This is a genomic window from Acinetobacter sp. Leaf130, from assembly GCF_001423205.1.
Lineage (GTDB): Bacteria > Pseudomonadota > Gammaproteobacteria > Pseudomonadales > Moraxellaceae > Acinetobacter > Acinetobacter calcoaceticus.
Genome location: NZ_LMOE01000001.1, coordinates 364,509 through 387,758 on the forward strand (window position 1 = coordinate 364,509; position 23,250 = coordinate 387,758).

13 protein-coding genes are annotated in these 23,250 nt (G+C 36.0%); 10 read left to right on the plus strand and 3 right to left on the minus strand.

Going from position 1 to position 23,250, the window contains the following annotated elements; translation table 11 throughout:
- Window positions 1-235: 235 nt before the first annotated feature.
- On the plus strand, window positions 236-652 hold the full coding sequence (locus ASF86_RS01560) for a hypothetical protein (RefSeq protein WP_056478724.1): 417 nt from the start codon (window positions 236-238) through the stop codon (window positions 650-652).
- 18 nt (window positions 653-670) lie between these two features.
- On the opposite strand, the gene rlmKL is transcribed toward ASF86_RS01560, so the two are convergent.
- Window positions 671-2,881: a bifunctional 23S rRNA (guanine(2069)-N(7))-methyltransferase RlmK/23S rRNA (guanine(2445)-N(2))-methyltransferase RlmL gene (gene rlmKL / locus ASF86_RS01565; protein WP_056478726.1), complete on the minus strand. Its 2,211-nt coding sequence runs from the start codon at window positions 2,879-2,881 to the stop codon at window positions 671-673.
- A 239-nt stretch (window positions 2,882-3,120) separates the two neighbouring features.
- Between rlmKL and ASF86_RS01570 the strand changes: the two genes are divergently transcribed.
- The 5 genes from ASF86_RS01570 (at window position 3,121) to ASF86_RS01590 (ending at window position 8,372) form a co-directional block, all read left to right on the plus strand.
- Complete coding sequence (locus ASF86_RS01570) at window positions 3,121-3,465, plus strand: hypothetical protein (RefSeq protein ID WP_003652675.1); 345 nt, start codon at window positions 3,121-3,123, stop codon at window positions 3,463-3,465.
- Between the two features lie 124 nt (window positions 3,466-3,589).
- On the plus strand, window positions 3,590-4,606 hold the full coding sequence (locus ASF86_RS01575) for an aspartate carbamoyltransferase catalytic subunit (protein ID WP_003652674.1): 1,017 nt from the start codon (window positions 3,590-3,592) through the stop codon (window positions 4,604-4,606).
- Between the two features lie 12 nt (window positions 4,607-4,618).
- Window positions 4,619-5,854 carry a dihydroorotase gene (locus tag ASF86_RS01580; RefSeq protein ID WP_056478729.1) on the plus strand — a complete coding sequence of 412 codons (1,236 nt, stop codon included), beginning with the start codon at window positions 4,619-4,621 and terminating at the stop codon, window positions 5,852-5,854.
- A 213-nt stretch (window positions 5,855-6,067) separates the two neighbouring features.
- Window positions 6,068-7,489 carry an OmpA family protein gene (locus tag ASF86_RS01585; protein ID WP_056478732.1) on the plus strand — a complete coding sequence of 474 codons (1,422 nt, stop codon included), beginning with the start codon at window positions 6,068-6,070 and terminating at the stop codon, window positions 7,487-7,489.
- Between the two features lie 103 nt (window positions 7,490-7,592).
- Window positions 7,593-8,372 (plus strand): Rossmann-like and DUF2520 domain-containing protein, encoded by a 780-nt coding sequence (locus ASF86_RS01590; RefSeq protein WP_056478735.1) that lies wholly within the window; start codon window positions 7,593-7,595, stop codon window positions 8,370-8,372.
- Window positions 8,373-8,386: 14 nt separating this feature from the next.
- On the opposite strand, the gene ASF86_RS01595 is transcribed toward ASF86_RS01590, so the two are convergent.
- Window positions 8,387-9,013 (minus strand): glutathione S-transferase family protein, encoded by a 627-nt coding sequence (locus ASF86_RS01595; RefSeq protein WP_056478738.1) that lies wholly within the window; start codon window positions 9,011-9,013, stop codon window positions 8,387-8,389.
- Window positions 9,014-9,228: 215 nt separating this feature from the next.
- Between ASF86_RS01595 and ASF86_RS01600 the strand changes: the two genes are divergently transcribed.
- From ASF86_RS01600 to ASF86_RS01610, 3 genes are all read left to right on the plus strand, one after another.
- Window positions 9,229-10,002, plus strand: a complete 774-nt coding sequence (locus ASF86_RS01600; protein WP_056478741.1) for a hypothetical protein — start codon at window positions 9,229-9,231, stop codon at window positions 10,000-10,002.
- Window positions 9,999-10,985 (plus strand): hypothetical protein, encoded by a 987-nt coding sequence (locus ASF86_RS01605; RefSeq protein WP_056478743.1) that lies wholly within the window; start codon window positions 9,999-10,001, stop codon window positions 10,983-10,985. The genes ASF86_RS01600 and ASF86_RS01605 overlap by 4 nt, the downstream gene beginning before the upstream one ends.
- A 199-nt stretch (window positions 10,986-11,184) precedes the next feature.
- Window positions 11,185-19,740: a putative Ig domain-containing protein gene (locus tag ASF86_RS01610; protein WP_056478746.1), complete on the plus strand. Its 8,556-nt coding sequence runs from the start codon at window positions 11,185-11,187 to the stop codon at window positions 19,738-19,740.
- 127 nt (window positions 19,741-19,867) lie between these two features.
- On the opposite strand, the gene trmB is transcribed toward ASF86_RS01610, so the two are convergent.
- Window positions 19,868-20,584 carry a tRNA (guanosine(46)-N7)-methyltransferase TrmB gene (gene trmB, locus ASF86_RS01615; protein ID WP_004642023.1) on the minus strand — a complete coding sequence of 239 codons (717 nt, stop codon included), beginning with the start codon at window positions 20,582-20,584 and terminating at the stop codon, window positions 19,868-19,870.
- Window positions 20,585-20,729: 145 nt separating this feature from the next.
- Here trmB and ASF86_RS01620 point away from each other — a divergent pair, with 145 nt between their 5' ends.
- Window positions 20,730-23,168, plus strand: coding sequence for an ExeM/NucH family extracellular endonuclease (locus ASF86_RS01620; protein WP_056478749.1), 2,439 nt, complete (start codon window positions 20,730-20,732; stop codon window positions 23,166-23,168).
- Window positions 23,169-23,250: the final 82 nt, after the last annotated feature.

Here is a 23,250-nt window from a genome sequence, read left to right on the forward strand (position 1 = left end):
AATCAATTTACAGATAAATTATAAAATCACAGTAAGTGATTTAAGGGTGTGGTTCAAGTCTGAGATAAGAATCTATAAAACTACTCGAATATTCACAAAATGCCTGTGAAAAAAATCAGGTTTTAAAATGATCAATGTTAATTGTCGGGAAGTTTGTTTATAACATTGCGACATGTTTAAAAAATTGCTAATTTTGTTCGATATAACAAACAATAACAATTTTAGGATGAATGAAATGAACAATAAACAAGGGTATATGCTGGGAATTTTGAGCGGTGTATCTGTATTATTATCAAATACATGGGCAGCACAACCAATGTCGGAAAGTGCGCTTGCAACTCAAACAGGAGCGATAACCACGTCTTTACCCGTCATTATTGCGAAAGCTCAGGACGATGCCAAAAAACCTGCGATAGAACAACAACAAGTACGTCAGGCGTTAGGAGATAACTATTTACAGCAAGTTCGATGGGATGCGCTTAGAACTAGCGTACTTTCCCCTTATCAAGAACAAAAACAAAATCATGTTATTGATAGTAAAGAAAAGAAGAGGTTAGAAATGATTGCGCTACCGGAAAGAGCAGACCGATTTACCAAATATGATTTTGAGTCAAAAAATGTTCATGGTGAGGTTATTATTACCGTGAAGTAATAATAACCTCTAATTTCATTAATATTGATCTAGAGCAGGGTGCTGAATTTTCCACGCACGGTGGATTTTTTGATTACGTTTAAAATCAAGGCCAATTGTTTCAGAAGTAATTTCTTCAACCTGAAAAATAGCTTCAATTTCTTCGTCCATTTCAAAACCGCGATAGTTATTCGAGAAATAGAGCGTGCCTTCACTGTGCAAACGGTTCATTGCACGTTTAATGAGTGAGATATGGTCACGTTGTACATCGAATGTACCATAGAATTTTTTCGAGTTTGAGAATGTTGGTGGGTCAATAAAAATAAGGTCGTATTGTTCATGACCTTCTTTTAACCACTCAAAACAATCGCTGGCAAAGAACATGTGTTGTTCATCTGCATGATCTACAGTTAAACCATTTAAAACGAAGTTTTCTTTTGACCAGTTTAAGTAAGTGTTAGATAAATCCACACTTGTCGTACTTGCGGCACCGCCAAGTGCAGCATGTAAGCTTGCAGTAGACGTATAACTATATAAGTTTAAGAAGTGTTTACCACGTGCTTCTTGAGCAATACGTAAACGCATTTGACGGTGGTCAAGGAATAAACCTGTATCAAGATAATCAGTCAGGTTAACCAAAATTTTAGCTTTACCTTCTTGCACGATAAAACGTTTTGAAGCTGTACTTTGTTTCGTATATTGAGTTGTACCAGTTTGGCGTGCGCGTGTCTTAATAAAGATGGCATCGCGGTTTAAACCAGTAACAGCACGAATTGCAGCAAGCGCTAAATTAAAACGTTTTTTAGCTTTTTCTGGGTCGATTGTTTTTGGTGGAGCGTATTCCTGAACGTGTAAACGGTCACCATATAAGTCAACAGCGACATTAAAGTCAGGTAAATCGGCATCATACAAACGTAAGCAATAAATATTTTCTTTAGTTGCCCATTTTTTCAGGGCTGTCATATTTTTTTGCAAACGGTTAGCGAAGTCTTGTGCTTCTTCCATTTCAATAGGTTGGGCTTGCCAAGTCGCTAAAAATGGTTGACTCACTTTTTCTGGTTTGATTACACCGAAACGAATATAAATTGGCAACTTACCATTCATTAAACGTAAAGTTTCAGGTGCTTCAAATGCTAAAACATCAGATTGTTCAATTTGAGCTGCAATAACTGCTGCATATTGATTTGGGAAATGTTTTTGTAAAAGTGCTGATAAACCTAGGTATAGAGAGCGATTAGAAGCTTTTTCACCTAAACGTTCACCATAAGGTGGGTTAGTCACAATAAATGCAGTTTTGCCTTCAGCAGCAAAATCTGGCCAGTCAGCTAAAGTACGCTCTTCGATTTGAATCTGACCTAATAAATTTTCAAAGCCTGCCGCAATAATATTTTCACGGGTTGCTTTAATTGCTTCCCAGTCTGCATCGTAGGCATAAAATTTAGGTAGAGGTAATTCAAGCGCCTTTTCGTGGCGTTCTGCTGCTTCTGCTTTGAGTGAAAGCCAAAGTTCGCGGTCATGACCATGCCAGCCATTAAATCCAAAACGGCGAACAAGTCCTGGTGCACGGTCAGTTAAAATCATCAATGCTTCAATGATAAATGTGCCTGAACCACACATTGGATCAAGCACAATCTCTGGATTACGCTGTTTGAGCTGAGCTTTTTGTAAAATTGCCGCAGCAAGGTTTTCTTTAATTGGTGCATCCGTCATAAAACGACGATAGCCACGTTTATGGAGCGAATCACCTGATAAATCTAGACAGTAGGTATGTTCAGTTTTACCTGCTAAAGCATAGATCGTAATTTCTGGTTGTTTGGTGTCAATGCTAGGGCGACGACCTACAGCTTCCATAAAGGAATCAACAACGCCATCTTTTACACGCAGTGTAGCAAATTGCGAATTGACCATGATTTCACGTTCTGCATGTAAGCGGATTGCGAAAGTACTTTGTGGTGCAAAAATAAGTGACCAATCAAAGCTCATCGCGCCTTCATAGAGCTCTTCTGCTACATCACGTGCATCATGCGTAAATTCAAGTTCATAAGTATGAATAGGAAGTAAAACACGAGAAGCGAGACGAGACCACATACAGATGCGGTAAGCTTGTTCAAGCGTCCCTTCAATGATTAAACGTCCTGCTTTACGTTCTGTCACTTTGGTGCCAAGTTGTTCTATTTCTTCTTGTAAGAGGGGTTCTAAACCATCAGCACAAGTAATCCAATAGTGGTTTAAACGTAAAGAGGTATTCATAAACTCGATTGACCAAAACATATAAATATTAACGATGCAAAGTTTAACGTATTTTGATGTCTAAAGGTTTTTAAATTATTGCAACCTATCATTTAGCAACCAATAAACTGATTTTTAATGAGTAATACCTTGAAATTGGTATGTATTTTGCTAGACCAATACTATCGATGGTTATTTATTTAACAGACATAGTCGGTTTTTAACCATTTTTATAATTTTAATGGATGGGGACGTTATAAATGAAAGACATGATCGGGAATGGTTTTATCACTAATGCAGATGCTTTCTCTGTGGCTACACAAATATATGTACGTATGCGTAGGGTGACTGGGCGGGTAATAGATGCAATGTACGTGATTCAAAATAAAGATTATGCAAAATATGTAATTACGGTAGCGTTAGAAACAGAGGATGACGAATTAAAACGATGCGTTGAGCGATTAAGATCGTTGGTTGACACACTGCCAGAGCCTTCTCAAAAAGAAAAACTTGCTGATGTTAAAGTCGATGAGGATTCAGAAATCACCGCCGAAGACATTTATCGGGCACAAGTTCCACACCATTATATAGGTGCATTGAGATAGTCCAGATCACGGTCCTAAATTTTCTGGTCAATTTAGGGCCTTATTCTGTAAAGTTCTTCTGCGAAAAGAGCGGAATTCAGCTACACTATGCACGTTTTCGCGATTCGACCCATAGGAATCCATTATGCATATTGCAGCGTTGCATCAACCGAGCCAGGTTCAGCTCAATCAAGACGGAAATTTAAAACATTTTTTAACGATTGAGGGGCTTTCAAAAGAAAACCTCACTAAGATTTTAGATACCGCACAAAGCTTTTTAGATGATAATAATAATTTAATTAACCGTCCGCTCTTAGAGGGATTGACGGTTATGAATCTTTTCTTTGAAAACTCCACCCGTACCCGTACTACTTTTGAAGCAGCAGCAAAACGCTTGTCTGCAAATGTATTGAATATTGATATTGCACGTTCAAGTACATCAAAAGGTGAAACGCTACGAGATACGCTCTGGAACCTTGAAGCAATGGCTGCGGATATTTTTGTTGTACGCCATTCATCTTCGGGCGCTGCACATTTCATTGCTAAAGATGTGTGTCCAAAGGTCGCGATTATTAATGCTGGAGATGGACGTCATGCCCATCCAACGCAAGCGATGCTCGATATGCTTACCATTCGCCGTGAAACAAAAAAACCGTTTGAAGAGTTGAGTGTTGCCATTATTGGTGACATTAAACACTCTCGTGTAGCACGTTCGGATGTTGCAGCATTACAAACACTAGGATGTAAAGATATTCGTGTGATTGCACCGAATACATTATTACCAGTGGGCTTTTCAGAATATGGCGAGCATGTCCGCTTGTTTAATAACATGGATGCAGGGATCGCAGATTGTGATGTGATTATTGCTCTACGTATTCAAAATGAGCGTATTGATTCTCCAGCATTATCTTCACAGTCTGAATTTTACAGAATGTATGGCCTAAACAAAGAACGTCTTGGTTTGGCTAAACCTGATTGTATCGTGATGCATCCGGGTCCAATGAATCGTGGTGTAGAAATTGACTCAAGTGTGGCGGATGGAGACCAGTCGGTTATTCTGAAACAAGTAACCAACGGTATTGCAGTTCGTATGGCTGTGTTGGCGTTGTCAATGCAAGGCCAACTCCAAGAACAAGGCTTAATTGAAGCGATTACGTTGTAAGGAATGGATCACATGAGTATTGTAAAAATTGAAAATGTACGTGTGTTAGACCCAATCCAGAAAACAGACAACGTACAAACTGTATATATTCAAAATGGCAAGCTGGTTGCTCCAGTAGAACAAGTTGAGCAAACCCTTGATGGTCAAGGCAAATGGTTAATGCCAACCATGGTTGATTTGTGTGCACGTTTGCGTGAACCTGGTCAACAGCAACACGGGACACTTAAATCTGAAGGGAAGGCGGCACGTGCTAATGGCATTTTGCATGTCATTACTCCACCTGACTCAAAGCCGATTGTACAAGACAATGGTGCCCTCATTCATGGCTTGATTGAAAAGGCATGGCTTGATGGCGGCATTCACATGCATATTATCGGTGCTCAAACCCAAGGTCTAAATGGTAAACAACCTGCAAATATGGCTGGCCTGAAAAAGGGCGGTTGTACTGCTGTTTCAAATGCCAACGCCGCTTTTGAAAATGATGATGTTGTTATTCGTACTTTGGAATATGCAGCGGGTCTTGGCTTAACGGTTGTGTTCTATGCTGAAGAACCACAGATTGCTAAAGATGGATGTACACACGAAGGCTTTATTGCTTCTCGCCAAGGTTTGCCGATGATTCCGGCGCTTGCTGAAACTGTAGCGATTGCAAAATATTTGCTTATGATTGAAGCAACTGGCGTAAAAGCTCACTTTGGTTTGTTGTCTTGTGGTGCATCGGTTGACCTAATTCGTGCTGCAAAAGCAAAAGGCTTACCTGTGACTGCCGATGTTGCAATGCATCAGTTACATTTAACAGAACATTTAACAGACGGTTTCAATTCACTTGCACACGTTCGCCCACCATTGCGTTCTGAGCAAGATAAAGAAATTTTACGTCAAGGCTTAAAAGAAGGCGTAATTGATGCAATTTGTACGCACCATGAGCCTTTAAGCAGTTCGGCAAAAATGGCGCCATTTGCTGAAACTCAGCCGGGCATTACAGCTTTTGATACCTATGTATCGTTAGGGATTCAACTCATTAATGAAGGTTTATTTGAACCTCTAGAATGGGTTGCTAAAGTAACCAGCGTACCTGCGCAGGTTGCGAATATGACCGCGCGTTGGGAAAATGAAGCAGGATGGGCATTGGTAGATCCTGCTTTTAGCTGGACAGTAAGCAAAGACACAATTTTATCGCAAGGGAAAAATACCCCATTACTGGGTAAAAACCTAACGGGTAAAGTGCTTCAAACTTTTGCTAACTGATAAAGTACTTAGTTAAAGTAAATTTAAAATATAAACAGGTAGATCAATAAGATCTACCTGTTTTGTAAATACTAGATGGAAAATTGTATATAAATTATATAAAAAACAATAAAAGATTCTAGGCAGATTAGAATAAAAAACTATCAGCAAAGAAGAACTATTTGAATAATCAAAAGTTGCTGGTTACGACGTATAAATTCGGGAGAATAACCAATGTCGATAAACCCTATAGAATTGCTTAAAGAAAAAGTATCTTCAATATTATTAGATGAACAGGATGGATACCTAGGCGAAAAATCAAATGCTTTATCTAAGTTTTATCCAATTTTACTTTCATTATTAGCTGCTAAACCTGATCTTATCGGAAAATTGAAAAATAGTCTGGCTCCATCGTTATCCGATCTTTTTTCGCATAATGATCAAATCAAGAATACCGTGCTTACTCATTTAAGCGGTACAGCACCAAATAATGAAATTGAAAGTACACTCAACAGCGCGATTAAACCCAGCCTTAATGCAATTTCAGATGTTGCCGGAAATGACCAGCAAAGTATCGTGAATTATTTACGTCAGCATGCAGAAACAATTCGTTCATATTTACCTGCATGGGCAGTGGGTCTATTAGCACCTTTAGGTGTGGGTGCAGGCTTATCTTCGGTTACACATTCAACTTCAACAGCTCCACCATTAGCCGCAGCCAGCGAAAAAACAGGTAAGTCTCGTGGGTTTTTGCCCATTATCGCTCTAATTATTCTGGGTCTTATCATTGCGTGGTTATGGCGTTCTTGTCAGCATAAAGAAGCTGTACCAGCACCAGAACCGTCGGCTGCAAGTGGTGTTGAAGCCGCTGCGGCACCAGCTAGTTTAACTTTAAGTACAGATGATAAAGGAGCAGTGAGTCAGTGTCAGGCTGGGATTGGCGACCAAGGCTTCTTGGCAACTCTACAAACAAACGTTAAAAAGGTTTTTTCGACAACTCAAGATTGTAATGTCGATACAAGCCAAACTTATGCGGCTTCATTTACAGACAAAGATGCACTTGTTGGTGTGCTTGGTGCATTAAAAGGCGTGCCAAATGCATCTTTAGAGTGGGTGGGTGATAAAATTACTTTGAAAGCGGGGGATGCGGCAGCATTAGAAGCTTTAACTGCAAAAGTAAAAGCATTGGTGCCACATACTGAGGTTGTAGCCGTAGCACCAGTAACAGCTGAACAATCTGTGAGCAATAGCTTGAGTGCATCACAAACTGCTCTAACAGCAATTGACCCGAACAATGTCGATGTAAATGCTTTGGTGAAAGCCCTTAACTTGCAAATTATTAATTTTGCGAGTGGTTCAAGTGAAATTCCTGCGGATAACAAAGCTATTCTTGATCAAGCTGTAACACTTTTAAATAAAGTGTCTGGAGTGAAATTAAATGTTGGCGGCCATACAGACTCAACTGGTAATGCAGCTTCAAATAAAGCTTTGTCTCAACGCCGTGCTCAAGCCGTAGTAGACTATTTAACATCTAAAGGTGTAGATGCTTCTAAATTAGTTGCACAGGGTCATGGTTCTGATCAACCAGTTGCTGAAAATACAACTGACGAAGGACGTTTTAAAAACCGCCGTATCGAATTTTCAGTAGCTCAATAATGAAATAATTTATGAAAAATTATTGATTTTATTCATTTTGATTTGAAAAAAGCTTCTCATTTTGAGAAGCTTTTTTCATAGAGATAAATATTGTTGGGTTAATATGAAAATCAGTTTGATAGGAAGTGGACGAGTTGCCTTTCATTTGGCACAGGCTTTATTGGCTAAAGGTCATAACATCGTACAAGTCTATGCACGTGATTTTGATAAAACCCAAAAATTTGCAGAGAAAATTCAAGCTAAAGCATGTCAGTCTTTACAGCAATTTCAGCCAGTTGATTTAATTATTCTGGCAGTTTCGGATAGTGCAATTGCAGAGCTTATAAAACAGGTTCATGAATTATTTCCTGAAACTCTTATGGTCCACACCTCGGGTAGCACTAATATTGAAGTCATCAGTCATGTGCATGAGAAAGCAGGGGTGTTTTATCCTTTGCAGACTTTCAGTCTTGAAAGAGATGTTGACTGGACTACAACGCCGTTGTTTGTTGAAGCAGTAGCAGATGTCGATCTGAAACTGCTTTCAGCTTTGGCAAATAGCCTGAGTAATCGAGTATATCAATACACCTCAAAACAACGTTTAACTTTGCATTTAGCTGCTGTGTTTGCTTGTAATTTTAGTAATTATTGTTTTGATATGGCAAAGCAGATAGTGGATGCAGAGCAGGTGGACTTTAGTTTGCTTTATCCATTAATTGTGGAAACAGCAAAAAAAGCGACTGAAAATGATCCAATGCAAATGCAAACAGGGCCAGCGGTACGAGGCGATCAAAATATCTTAGCAATGCATCAAAACCTATTAGCTCAAGCAAATCGAGATGATTTAAAACAGGTGTATGAACTTTTAAGTGATGGCATCGTGAAGCGCCATCACTCAGCTTAAAGGTTAGTTAAAAATCAAGGTTCGCCGTTATTTCCCCATTTTAAAAAGCCCGCACGTTGATTTAAACGTTCAAAATATTGGTCGACGTGCTTAAGCGTTGGATGGTCAAAAGGAGTGGCCTTCCAGCGTTGTACAGATAGACCAATTGGAATATCGGCTAAGCTAAATTGTGAACCTGCAACATAGGCTTGAGTTTTTGCAAGTTGTTGATCAAGAATCTGCATATGACGATTCCAGTTATCAATACCTTGTTGTAATAAGTTTGGATCTTGATGATCTGGTGAATTTCTCAGCAGAGACATAATGGTATAAGTCCAACTGTTATTCAATTCGATCGCTTGCCAATCAAGCCACTGGTCTACAAAAAATCTTTCTTTTGCTTGAGTAGGGTAAAGCAGGTGCTCTTTATCGTAGGCATTTGCGAGATAACGGATAATACTATTGGATTGCCAAAGGACTAAATCGCCATCTAAAACAACAGGAATTTGTCCATTTGGGTTTAATTCTAAAAATTCAGGAGATTGGGCAGAACGAACGCCTCTTCCCCAATCTTCTCTTTCATATGCAAGATTTAATTCTTCACAGAGCCATAAGACTTTGCGAACATTGATTGAGTTATCGCGCCCTAAAATTTTTAACATATTGTTTTCTGACTTTTCGTGAGATTAAGTAAATTGAATGTAATACAAATTCTTTAGTTATTTAAGATTTAATAATAAAAAAGATCAGAGAAATATAATGGCTATAGATGCTTAATTTTTTCATATTATCTATTCTGTTAAGATGGGAAATGTACAGACAGTTTTGTATATTTAGTGTTAAAATAATGTATTGAAAATGAAAATATAAATTCTGAATGTATCTTAATTTTACGGTTATTGATCAAGAGAAGATCATTGGGGATGGCGTAATTCAAGTAGGTTGGTTTCTGGTAGATGATAAATCTGCCTTGCTTTATGAACCACCTTACAGAATGCGCTCAAAGTCTGAAACTAAGCATGCAAAGTCAGCAAGTCGTTGTCCTGCTGTATTGCAACTCGAAAGTCGCTACTTCGTGGTGAATTGTCCTTTTGATTTTCATTTAAGATTTGCGCGAGATGCAAATGGAAAACCGACATTAGTTAATGTATTAGGCGATCAGTCACCTGTTCGAGCCAATAAATTACGTGAGTTGCTAACGTTGGTAAATGAAAATGAATGGCGTACACCTCAAGTGCCAATTCTCCAACTTAAATTACCCTATTGTTTTATAGCTGATGAGGTTGTGTATTTAACTCAACTCGATGCGTTTGGACATTACCGTAAAAATCCCTTACCTGGAACGATTTTTGGTGGGCGTTTCCCAATTCATATTTGGCCTAGACCATTAATGTGGGCTTTTGAATGGCACGATACATCAAAGGATTTAATTTTAAAACGTGGTGACCCTTTATTTTATTGTCAGTTTGATGGTTTTGACCCATCACGAACTGTTAAGTTAATTCAAGCAGAAAAAACACCTGAGCTTATGCATTATGTTGAACAAATATCTGGCGTTGTAAATTACATGAATCAGACATTTAGTTTATTTAATGAAGTGGAGAAAATAAGGCCAAATATACTGCTTGAAAATAAAAGAGGTTGTAAATGAAGAAATATAAAATATTTTTTTTTAGTGTATTTGTATTTTTCTTGATATTTCTATTTTTTAATAATAAATATCAGGAATATATAATTAATAAAAATGAAGAAAAAGGCTTTTGTACAAGTGAGAATAAGTATCTTACTGATGAAGAAAAGTTAAGAAACTTAAAAGCAGATTTTTTGGCTATAGAAATGGAACATTGGATTAGGGCCGGTCGTGAAGGATTTAATGTGTATGATAATGCAATGTATGTTTCTAAATTTAATTTTAATAATAAGGATGAAATTATTAAAGTGATAAGTAATTCAAAAATAGATAAAACATTTGAAGATAATATGGGTGTTGTAGCAGTAGCAACAATGCAGGAATATTATGGTAATAAAGATTGTAAGAAAGATGAAAGAAGATGCAAAGATTTAAGTGAAAATAAGAATAATTTAAAAAGTTTATGGACAAAAGATAATCGTGTGGATATTGATTATTTGAAAAGCTTGCCAATAAATTATTCTGTAATAACTTATGGGCGAACAATTTATCCACTTTCAAGTTTGAAGAAAATAAGTAACAGTAATTATAGTATAGAAGAATACTCTATTGATAAGCTTTGTTGTGATAATAAAGAAATCCTTAAATCGATTAAAACAATCGATTTAAAAATGATAGGGAATATGAAAAGAATGAAAGAAGGTGAAAAAATTTATAGCACCAAAGAACCCGATTTAAATTTGGATCAAATTGATGGCCAAAATATTGATAATATTTATATTATGAAGTTATATGAAAATTTAGCACTTAATGAGCCTGTACAAATTCAAAAATACGGAATACGTATGAGTGTAGGTGTTCTAAGACGTGACAGGCATCCAACTGTTAGAAAAATATTAGTAACAGCATGTGGTACTATTTCAGAAGAAGAGCAAATATTTAACTCTAGTGAAACTCAAAGTGGTGAAGATGTTTCATTAAGAAAAAGAAATAAATTATATTAATTTAAATTTTTTTAAATAGTATTTTGATAATGTTGATTTTATAAAATATATAGATGATTTGTTATGCCTTCGGGTTTTTTAAAATTTAAATAATTTTTTTTTTTGGTAAGGCTGGGGTGTTTAAATGATCTTGTGAATTTATTTTTAATTTTTTAAGTAATATTTTTTTAATATGATTATTTTTGATTAAGGGGTGTGTGTGAGTTCTATTATTAATATGTTTGAAATGATCAGTTATTATTTATATGGGCAGCGTAAAAAACCAGAAAATTTACTTGATGATAAAATTATTTCTTCTGATCGTGATAACTTGGTAACTGAAGCCCATATAAATTCAATTGAATTTATGACCACTGGAGCTGGGCGTTATGTAGGTTTGGGCAATATTACAGGAGTAAGGAGGTTTTTAGCAGGTGAATATGCTGATAAACTAGAAGTTGGAAAAGTTTATAATACTGAGAATTTTTTTAAAGAGATAGGTTATCCTGGTTATCCTACTAATGAAAAAACTCAGCTTAGGGTTTTAAATTATGGTCTTGATACAAGTAGTATTGACTATGTTGATAGATCTTATGTATTTGGTTCAATGTCATTTACAATTAATCCAGATGCTCAGTTTATTGTTGGAAAAGATGGATCTTTTCAAATTAAAAATATTTCAGTAATTCCTGTAGATGATAATTTTGATTATAAATCTGGTAACGGTGTCGCTCAATTAACGAACTTACTTACGGAAGGAGCTATTGATCCATATCATATAGGAAAAACAGTAAAAATAGTATTTGATGAAAAAGACAAATTGCAGAAAATTGATCTTGATAAAAGTGATTTACCATCTCTAATAAAACAAGAAAATTATTTGCAAGGTTTAATTACGGAAGCTAAAGATTATTCATCATCTTTACCTAATAATATACCTATTCCAGATGCTGGAAAGCTTTTAGAAGCATTAGAAACTTTAATTAAAAATGATATTATTAGTTATGTAGATAATTCTGGACGTGCAATCATTTACGGCTCAAGTAAACAAGATAATTTGAGCGATGGAGAGTTAACGAATTTAGTTTTACAAAAGTCAATTCTATTGAGTATAGCCAATTTACCGTCTTCATTAAATTTAAATGAACAATTAATTAACCTTATAAATTTGGCGAAGAGTTTATTAACTCAAAAAGGTATTTCTATTGTTTCTGGTGATGGGGATGATTCACTTACTGGAACAAAATATTCTGATGCCTTATATGGTGGGAGCGATGATGATTCGTTAAATGGTGCTGACGATAATGACTACCTGAATGGTGGAGTGGGGAATGATATTTTAGATGGTGGAGAGGGGGACGATAATTTAGTCGATGAAAAAGGTAATGATACCTATATTTTTAATGGAAATTTTGGAAAAGATTCTATTTATGATCTAGATGGGAATGGTCAGATAAAAATAGATGGTATAGCTCTTAGTGTTGGTGAAAAAGTTAATAATAAAATATGGAAAAGTGCTGATGGGAAATTCTCAATCGTTTTAGTTGAAGACTTTGATGGTGTAGTTACTACACAAAAAATTGTAATTAGTGATGAAAATGAAATTAATAAAATTACAGTAAGACATTTTAATAATGGGGCATTAGGGCTCTCCTTCGGGGATATAGAGGATAACACTACTCCTCCACCTGAAACTTCAATTTATTCCTTTGGTACAGAAGGTAATAATATTATTTTTGATGAACGTTATGTAGCTAGCTTTTCAGGAAATGATTTTATTTATTCTAGCAGTAATGATGCTATTATTATTGCTGGTGATGGTAATGATTTAATTTCTACAGGTAAAGGAAACGATACTATTTATGCAGGAGTGACTAATTCAAACCAAGATAATAATATTATATTTTCTGGTGAGGGGTTAGATCAAGTTTATGGAGGAAGTGGTAATGATATTATTATGACTTCAAATAGACTAGATGCTTTAAAAGAATCATTATTAAATCAAATTGGAAATGCAGATATAGGTAGTACGGATTTTACTAAAGAATATAATGTTTTAAACTTTAATTTTGAAATGGATTTAGATGAGACTAATAGATTTTCATATTATATAAAAAATGACTTATCGCAAATTACAGAACAAATTCTTCCTATTTTTGATATTTATTATACAGGACAAAAGGGTAAGTACTATTTTTATAATCTTGTAGAAGCTTTAAATTATGGCCATGGATATGCAGGAAGTGATATTGCTTATGGTGGTCAAGGAAATGACATTATGTTGGGTTCATCTGATAAAGATTTTTTATATGGTGGGGAAGGAGATGATGCTATTTATGGAATGGATGGTGGTGATTATCTATATGGCGGAGAGAATAACGATATTGTATATGGGGGGGATGGGAGTGATGATCTTACTGGTGGCAATGGAAATGATAATCTTGTTGGTGGACTTGAACGAGATATCATCTATGGCGGTGATGGTGATGACAACATTCAAGCTGATTTAGAGAATTTGAGAGATATATCTGCTCCACCAATTGAATCTACTAATTATAACCGTTTCGGTAATGACTTGGTTTATGGGGGTGTGGGAAACGATAAGATCTGGGGAAATCTAGGCAATGATGAAATTTTTGGTGATGAAGGTGATGATGAAATTTCGGGAGATCATCTAACCTTAGATGGGCAATATCATGGAGATGACAAGTTATTTGGAGGAAATGGGGATGATAAACTATGGGGAGATGGCGGGAAAGATATAATCGAAGGTGGAAAAGGGAATGATAAAATTTCGGGAGATAATAATTCATTAGATGGTACATACCATAATGAAGATATTCTATATGGTGGAGATGGTGAAGATGCGATTTGGGGAGATGGGAGTTCAGATACTATTTATGGAGGAGATGGAGATGATGAAATTGCAGGAGATGATTCTGGTTTAGAGGGGCAATATCATGGTGATGATAAAATTTATGGAGGCGATGGAAATGATAAGATTTGGGGGCAAGGTGACGAAGATTATATTTATGGAGGAGATGGAGATGATGAAATTGCAGGAGATGAGTCTAGTTTAGATGGACAGTATCATGGTGACGATAAGATTTATGGAGGTAATGATAATGATGAGATCAATGGGGATGGTGGTAATGATCAAATCTATGGAGATGACGGTAATGATAGAATCTCAGGAGATAATTCAGCTTTAGATCATCAATATCATGGAAACGATCAAATCTATGGAGGTTTAGGAGATGATCTTTTATGGGGAAATGGGGGTTCAGATACTATTTATGGTGGAGTTGGTAGTGATTATATAGAAGGAGATAATAGTCAGTTAGATGCTCAATATCATGGTGATGATATACTTTATGGTGATGTTGGGAATGATAATATTCGTGGTGATGGAGGTACAGATATATTATATGGTGGTGATGGAGATGATTATCTTGTAGGTGATGGTACTAATAATCATACATTCGATAGTAATGATCAACTTTATGGTGGCAATGGAAAAGATAGTTTATCTGGTTTTGATGGTAATGATATTTTAGATGGCGGAGCTGGAGATGATATCATTTTTGGTGGAAAAGGTGATGACACTTTTATAAGTAATCAAGGGAATGATCAATTATCTGGAGGTGAGGGAAATGATACATACCATATTCAAGTAAGAGATTCGGAAATTAAAATTTTAGATAGTTCTGGAGAAAACCACTTTTATTTAGAAGGAAATTTTAATCTTTCAAATATAAATATCTATCATTATAAGAATGCGGTTAGTCTTATTAGTCCAACAACAAGTCAAGATCCTGATGCTGTTTCACCCCAGTTTAAATTAACTTTTTTTGATGATAGTGAAACTCAACCAACAATTGATGGGGGAGTTATCACAGATGAATATGGAAACAACGTTACGGGTGGTTACAATCAATATCTTCATTTTAGTCGCAATGAATATAATGTAAATACAAATTTAAATAATACTATTCAGAATGACTATGTGATTCATATTGATACCTATTTAAAAGAACGTGAAGGACTAAGTTATAAAGTTTTGAATGGGTCTTGGCATGGTGTTCAAGGATTATATTTAATTTTTACTAATAGTTATATTAAAGATGATAATTTAATTTATCAAAATTCCGATTTAAGTGACATTGTTGATATTCAACAGATTAGAAATAATGTTATTTCATATGGACAATATCAGGCCAATGAATATCACTTGTTAGGTGGTAATGACCAAACTACAGGCTCTGAGAGTGAGGATATTGTTTATGGTGGGATTGGCGATGATACTATCAAAGGCCTTAGTGGTTCAGATCAGCTCTTTGGCGATGAAGGGAATGATAGGTTAGAGGGGGATACTGGCAATGACTTTATTAGTGGTGGCACTGGTAATGATCAGCTTTTTGGTGGTGAAGGTGACGATCATTTAGAAGGTGGCGATGGAAATGACATTATTGAAGGAGGTGATGGAAATGACATTATTGAAGGTGGTGATGGAAATGACATCATTAAAGGTGGAGATGGTAATGATATTATTAAAGGAGGTATTGGCAGTAATCAGCTTTTCGGTGGTGCAGGTGAAGATCATTTAGAAGGTGGGGATGATGATGATCATTTAGACGGTGGTGATGGGAATGATATTTTAAATGGAGGAAAAGGTAATAATATTTTAGAAGGAGGAAATGGGGAAGATATTTATTTGTTTGATATATTTAGTCAACAGAATACTATCTATGATGGGGATGATAGTATATTAAAGTTTAATGGGGTAAGCTCAAAAGATGTAATAATTGAAGTGGTGAAAGATGATTTAAATATTCATTATAATGAAAGCTCATTAGTTACAATTTCTAATTTTATATTGAAAGGGAATATCAAGGAAATTCAGTTTGATGACTTGACCCTAACAAAAGATAAATTAAATGAATCAATAACAATAACAAAACTAGGAGATGGTGGTGATAATTACTTGGGTGGCTCTGCTGAGTTTAATAATATTATATATGGTAATGATGGTAATGATAATTTATCTGGTGGAAAATTATTAAATTATCTTTATGGTGGAAGTGGTAATGATTCATTTCAAGTAAATTATTCATACTCTCAATCAGAATTTAATTTATTTGGTGGGTTGGGTTGCGATTCATATAATTTAAATTTAGGTGCAAAAACTTGGATTGAGGATGAGGACTATCTTGGGGTTATAAATGTTGATTCACAAATCTATTTTACATTGGTAGATAATGTTTTTATTCGCTCACCAAATAGCAGTTCTGCTGAATTAATATCTGAAAATAATGGGCATACAGACTATAAATATACATTAAATAATAGGCCATTGCTTCAAGCAACTTATGATTATAGCTCTAAAACATTTATTCTTATGAAAGATGATTTGTTTGTTTTTGGTTTGAAAAACATAAACTCAGCTAATGATTTAAGTTTATATAAAAATATGAATATTATGATCGATGGTGAGGATGTTTATCATACTAATGCTACTTATAGTCATTATCGTGCTACTGAATTTAAATTGACAGATTTTATTTTATCAATTGGAAATATAAAATCTATTTATGATGATGGTGATAATGTAATTGATGGTTTTGGAAATTTAAATAATTTAATTTATGCAGGAAATGGCAAAAATATTATTTTAACTCAGAGTGGAAATGATACTATTTATTCAGGAAGTGGAGCAGATACAATAGATGTTGGTAGTGGAAATAATAAAGTTGAAAGTGGTGATGGTGATGATCAAATAACTGTAGGTCAAGGAAGAAATCAAGTAATAGCAGGTGCTGGAAATGATATTGTTCAAGGTGGACAAGGAGAAGTATATGGTGGCGAAGGTAATGACTATATATCTATAGAAAGTGGTGATGTTTATGGAGGTAATGGCGATGATATTCTTGTTGCTGGAAAATCAGGTGTTTATTTAGATGGTGGTGATGGAGCAGATCATCTGATAGGAGGGTTAGGTGATGATATCTTTATTGTGGATGAACAAGATACTTACGAAGAAAATGATCCAAATGGTGGTTACGATACAATTTATATTGCGGAAAATTTTGATCTTGCATTAAATAATTTTGAGGCTGTTACATTATTGGGTAACCAGAATATTAATGCCTATGGAGATGAGTTTGATAATAAATTAATTGGCAATAGTGGCAATAACTATATCGATGGCCGTGCAGGTAGTGACTATATGCAGGGTGGCTTAGGTAATGATTATTATGTTGTTGATACTACAGAAACCATTGAAACTGATGGGAGTGGTAATACTTACATTATAGACGGAGACCAAGTTTATGAAGATGTTGATGGTGGAATAGATACTCTTGAACGTTGGGAAGATGCACGCTTTATTAGTCAAGATGAAAATGGAAATCCTGTATTAACAAATAGTTATAAATTATTAGAAAATAACGTCGAAAATCTGATTTTAAAAGGTAATGCTAAAACGGCATTTGGTAATGACCTTGATAATATTATTATTGGAAATGAGCAAGATAATTATATTGATGGTTTGGCTGGGAATGATACTTATATTTTTAGCAGAGGTGGTGGTACAGATACCTATAGTTTTGAAGATAATATTAATGCCGTAAATATATTGAAAATCCAGGGTTATTCAGCCAATGATGTATCTGCTCAAAAATATGGAGATAGCGTATACATTAGTTTTAAAGGTACAAATGATCATATTTGGCTTTCAAATTATTATGATTTAGATACCGAAGATACAACATATAAGATGGACCAGATTATTTTTGACTCTGGAGATGTTTGGAGCACCGATAATATTGATGCATTGGTTAATAGAGCTTTAACAAACCATGCCCCAACTGTGAATGCAGCTATACCTTTAATTACAAGCAATCAGGAAACTGAGTTTAGTTATAAATTTGCTAATAATATTATTGTTGATCAAGATAGCTGGGATTCTTTAAGTCACAAAATCACCTTAACAACTAAAGATAGTAGTGGGCAATATCAAGCTATCCCATCATGGTTAAGTTTTGATGCGACAACACAAACTTTATCTGGAAAACCACCTACAAATGTGACTGGTAACTTATCTTTCTTTTATTGGGGAACGGATATGTTTGGTTATGGGACCGCAACTTCATTTAATTTAAAAGTTAGTCCACCGAACCAGGCACCTACACTATTAAATGCAATTGCAGATCAAAGTGTGACTGATGCTAAAGTATTTAGCTATACCATTCCTGCAACAACGTTCAAAGACCCTGAGGGCGATACATTAACGTATTCAGCTACCTTAGAAGATGGTTCTCCATTACCATCTTGGTTGAGTTTCAACCCAACTACGAGAGTGTTGAGTGGTACTTCTCCTGATAACACAGTGCCGCTAAATATCAAAATCACAGTAAAAGATATAGCTAACCAATCTGTATCTGATGTGTTTAAGCTAACATTTATTGTTCAAAATCAAACAATAAATGGAACAAGTAATGCTGATACTTTATATGGGGCTTCAGGGAATGACACCATAACAGGACAAGCAGGTAATGATATTCTTTATGGACAATCCGGAAATGATACTTTAAATAGTGGTACTGGTAACGACACCATGTATGGTGGAAAAGGTGATGATACTTATATTGTGGATAGTACAGCCGATGTTATTAGTGAAAGTCTTAATGAAGGTTCAGATACTGTTCAAAGTAGTGTTACTTATACATTAGTAAATAATGTGGAAAATCTCACATTAAGCGGAACAACTGCAATCAATGGAACAGGAAATATACTGAATAACATCATAATCGGGAATAGTGCTATCAATACTCTATCAGGAGGTGCAGGTAATGACTATTTGGATGGTGGCACAGGCGCTGATAAATTACTGGGTGGGGTAGGTAATGATACATATGTTATTGATAATACAAGTGATATAATTACTGAAAACGTTAATGAAGGTACGGATACTATTAGAAGTTCAGTTTCCTTAACATTAGGTAATAATATAGAAAATTTAATCCTGACTGGAACAAGTGCTATTAATGCTACGGGTAATACACTCAATAATGTAATGACTGGTAATAGTGCGATTAACACTTTAACAGGAGGTGCAGGTGATGATTATCTAGATGGAGGAGCTAGTGCGGATAAATTACTGGGTGGTATAGGTAATGATACTTATGTTATTGATAATTCAGGTGATACATTAACTGAAAACTCTAATGAAGGGATTGATACAGTTCTTAGTTCTATTACATATACATTAGGAAGTAATTTTGAAAATCTAACATTAACTGGCTCAACAGCCATCAATGCAACAGGTAATACGTTAAATAATACACTTACTGGTAATAGTGGAGTGAATATTTTAAATGGTGGAGCAGGTAATGACATTGTGGATGGTCAAGGTGGAAATGATCAACTTACCGGTGGAACTGGAGCTGATACCGCACTATATCAATTATTAGTTCAATCTGATGTTCTTGGTGGAAATGGTACAGATGTCTGGTCTGATTTCACTATGGGTAATACGACTTCAAATACAAACGCAGATAAAATTGATATTGGCGATCTATTAATTGGTTATTCAGGCACTTATAATTTTACTAGTTTAGAACCATTTATTAAAACAGTCGTGAGTGGTTCAAATACACAGTTGTATATTGATAGGGATGGAGTAGGAACGACGTATAGTAGTTCATTGTTGTTAACATTGAATAATACAAACGCTAATTTAAATGATCTGGTCAATAACCAACAAATTATTATTTAAAAATTAGGGTGATAAGACCAAAAGTATTTTGGTCTTTATCTTAACTTTTTAAATAATTCCAAAACATTCAGGGCGTTAAATACTAATATTTAATGCCCTCATTTTTTCGCTATCTGGTAGTCAAATTTTACTTAATCTTTTTAAAGATAAAGTCATTAATTTTATGACCTGACTCAATACCGCGGCGTTCAAACTTAGTCACTGGGCGCCAGTCTGGACGAGGGTAGCTGTTGCCTTTACCTGCCAAGTTTTCAAGATCTGGACGATTATCTAATACATCTAGCATCCATTCAGCATACGGTTCCCAATCTGTTGCAGCATGGAACGTACCGCCAAGCTCAAGTTTTTGTTCAACCAATGGCATACGCTCATGAGCAACAAAACGGCGTTTGAAATGACGTTTCTTTTGCCAAGGGTCTGGGAAGTAAAGTTGTACGCAGTTAATGCTGTTGTCTGGCATTTCACGTAAAACCTGAATCGCGTCTGCATCAAGTACACGTAAGTTTTTAACTTCTGCTATACCTGCTTCATATAGGCATTGAGCAATACCAGGCACATGGACTTCAATACCCACATAGTTGCGTTCAGGGTTCGCTTTTGCCATAAGGACTAACGAACGCCCCATACCAAAACCGATTTCAACAGTTAAAGGACGCTCTGGGTGTTCAAAGTGTTGACGTAAGTCGCCAACAGGATATTCCAAAATTAAATCGCGATGTTGTTCTAATGCCGTGCGTTGAGACGTATTAAGTGGTGCTGAACGACGCATAAACGTCACAATTTCACGGTGTTCAGGCAAATTGTCTAAGTCTGCAATTTGCGTTTCTAACTGATCGATCGACATAACCTTGGCAATATTGAAATTCAAATGCGGTATTTTAAGTCTTCAGGTGATCAAGTCAAATGTTTCGGTGTTTTTCTTCATGTAGATGTCATGATCAATATTTACTCTAAGAGACTAATTAAAACTCATATGAACACTTTTACTCATGAAAACTTTTCAATTAAGAACACTTTCGGTCTTTTTAAGTGCATTAGGTGCATTTTCATATAGCTCAGTTGCTCAAGCACAGCTCATGTTTAGTCAATATGTTGATGGCAGCAGCAATAAAAAAGGCTTGGAAATTTATAATCCAGATGGGGCTACAGTTAATTTAGCCGATTATGAGATTCAACAATTTAATAATGGCGGAACAGCGAAGACAGTGGCTTTTCGTTTACAAGGTACACTCGCGAGTAAACAGAAGTTTTTAGTGGGCCGTTCAGAGTTGCAAACTGAGCTTGGAAGTAAAGTTAATCAGGTCGCTGCACTATCTTTTAATGGTGATGATGCAGTCGTACTTGTTTATAAAGGTACACCTGTAGACCGTTTTGGCCGTATTGGTGAACGCCCAGCAGCGGGATGGGGGACGGCAGTTTCAAGCTTAGGAAATAGTTTTAAGCGTATTGAAACAGAAAACCCAGCTTTAAGTGTTGATGCAACCGCAGCATTTGATTTGGACCATTCATGGTCGGCTTGGACAAACCGAAATGACTTTTCAAATTTATCAGGATCTACAACTCAGCCTCCTGTTGAAACAGTAAGTTGTTCAAGCTCAGATACAGCCATTGCTGACTTGGCAGCAGCAACGCAAGACCAGACTTATACTGTGCGTGGTGTGATTACAGCTGACTATCGTTATGTCAATGGATTCTCTGGTTTTTATGTTCAGACCCCAGACACAAAAGCACGTGCAAATGTCAGCAATGCGATTTTTGTTTATATTCCAAATAGTAGTGCTGTAAAAGGTGGGCAAGTTGGCGATGAAGTTATTTTACGTGGTCGTTTAACGTCTTATCAAAATCAGTTACAGATAGATCAATTACAACAAGATATTCAAACCTGTAATAGCAATATGGCAAATCAGGTTCAGCCGATTAGCCTTGAACTTCCATTTGCAAATTTAACTGGTGGATCGACCAACTCTCCACAGCGTTATCAAGGTATGTTGGTCAAATTACCTCAGACTTTAACGGTGAGTGAGAATTACAATTATGGTCGCTATGGTGAACTCTCACTAAGTTTAGGCCGCTTATATATTCCAACTAACTTATATCCAGCGCTATCTCCTGAAGCTAAAGCTCTAGCTCAGAAAAACTTATTATCAAAAATTATTTTTGATGATGGTTATAACAATCAAAACCGTACACCTTGGTTACCAAGCAATTTTAGTGCTGCTAATACGCTACGTTCGGGTTATCAACTTAAAAATGCTGAAGGTATTTTAGAGTACCGTTTTAATGGTTGGCGTGTGCAACCTGTGCTTGGGCGCAATCAACCTGAGGTTCTTACTCAACCAAACCCACGTCAAAGTGTCCTTACCAAAAATGCTAATCACATTCGTGTAGCTTCATTTAATGTTTTGAACTATGACAATGGCGCAACAGGTTTTCCGACAGAGCGTGGTGCGACAACGCAAGCTGAGTTTGACAAACAGCATCGTAAAATTGTGAGTGCATTAAAAGCGATTGATGCCGATGTATACGGTTTGATGGAAATTGCCAACAATGGTTATGGCCCAGACAGTGCTATTGCTCATTTGACCAAAGCTTTAGGTAGCGATTGGAAATACGTCGTTCCTGAAAATCTAGACCGTTTAGGTAGTGATGCAATCGCAGTTGCTATTATTTATAACAGTAAGCGTGTTAAGCCTTTAAATAAGCCTGTTGTGCTTGATTTGGGCGACAAGAACCGAACAACATTGGCGCAAAGTTTCCAAGCAGTTCGCGGTAATAAAACGTTTACTGTTATTCCAAATCATCTTAAATCGAAAAGCTGTAGTGGGGTGGATGCTAGTTCTACTGATGCCGATCAGAAAGATGGACAAGGCTGCTGGAATCCAACTCGTGTGAAAGCAGTTGATCAAATTGTGCAATGGTTAGCGAAAAATCCAACTCAAGTGCCTAAGCAAAATGCTTTACTTGTCGGGGATATGAACAGCTACGCAAAAGAAGAACCTATTTTGTCGTTTGAAAAAGCGAACTATAAAGTTTTACTTAATGACACTAAGGTAGGTCAGGGTACTCAGGCATATAGCTATGTGTATGGTGTTGCGAGCGATGCCAACGGTAATGGTGGAGCAGGTAACTTAGACCATGCAATTGCTGATGCAGCTTTATATCCAAAAGTGGTCAGAACCTTTGCATGGCATATCAATGCAGATGAACCAACGCTTTTAGATTACAACGAAGAATATAAAACGGATGAGCAAAAGGCATTGTTCTATGGTGAAGATGCTTATCGTTCTTCGGACCACGACCCTGTAATTGTAGATCTAGATTTAAATGGAAAAGACTCAAGCCATCCTGATGATGATAAGAAAAATGGTATTTTTGATTTCTTATCTGAATTAATGAACTGGCTTAGCCAGCTTTTTAAGCGTAATTAACGGAAAAATTGCGTGACGAAAATGTGTTTTATCATATTTTAAACAATCGTCACGCAAGACAACTTGCAAGGAATGACTTTTT

Excerpts from the sequence above, each read along its gene's own strand:
- ASF86_RS01560 (WP_056478724.1), top strand. The coding sequence starts at position 236 with ATGAACAATAAACAAGGGTATATGCTGGGAATTTTGAGCGGTGTATCT.
- rlmKL (WP_056478726.1), bottom strand. The coding sequence starts at position 2,881 with ATGAATACCTCTTTACGTTTAAACCACTATTGGATTACTTGTGCTGAT.
- ASF86_RS01570 (WP_003652675.1), top strand. The coding sequence starts at position 3,121 with ATGAAAGACATGATCGGGAATGGTTTTATCACTAATGCAGATGCTTTC.
- ASF86_RS01575 (WP_003652674.1), top strand. The coding sequence starts at position 3,590 with ATGCATATTGCAGCGTTGCATCAACCGAGCCAGGTTCAGCTCAATCAA.
- ASF86_RS01580 (WP_056478729.1), top strand. The coding sequence starts at position 4,619 with ATGAGTATTGTAAAAATTGAAAATGTACGTGTGTTAGACCCAATCCAG.
- ASF86_RS01585 (WP_056478732.1), top strand. The coding sequence starts at position 6,068 with ATGTCGATAAACCCTATAGAATTGCTTAAAGAAAAAGTATCTTCAATA.
- ASF86_RS01590 (WP_056478735.1), top strand. The coding sequence starts at position 7,593 with ATGAAAATCAGTTTGATAGGAAGTGGACGAGTTGCCTTTCATTTGGCA.
- ASF86_RS01595 (WP_056478738.1), bottom strand. The coding sequence starts at position 9,013 with ATGTTAAAAATTTTAGGGCGCGATAACTCAATCAATGTTCGCAAAGTC.
- ASF86_RS01600 (WP_056478741.1), top strand. The coding sequence starts at position 9,229 with ATGTATCTTAATTTTACGGTTATTGATCAAGAGAAGATCATTGGGGAT.
- ASF86_RS01605 (WP_056478743.1), top strand. The coding sequence starts at position 9,999 with ATGAAGAAATATAAAATATTTTTTTTTAGTGTATTTGTATTTTTCTTG.
- trmB (WP_004642023.1), bottom strand. The coding sequence starts at position 20,584 with ATGTCGATCGATCAGTTAGAAACGCAAATTGCAGACTTAGACAATTTG.
- ASF86_RS01620 (WP_056478749.1), top strand. The coding sequence starts at position 20,730 with ATGAAAACTTTTCAATTAAGAACACTTTCGGTCTTTTTAAGTGCATTA.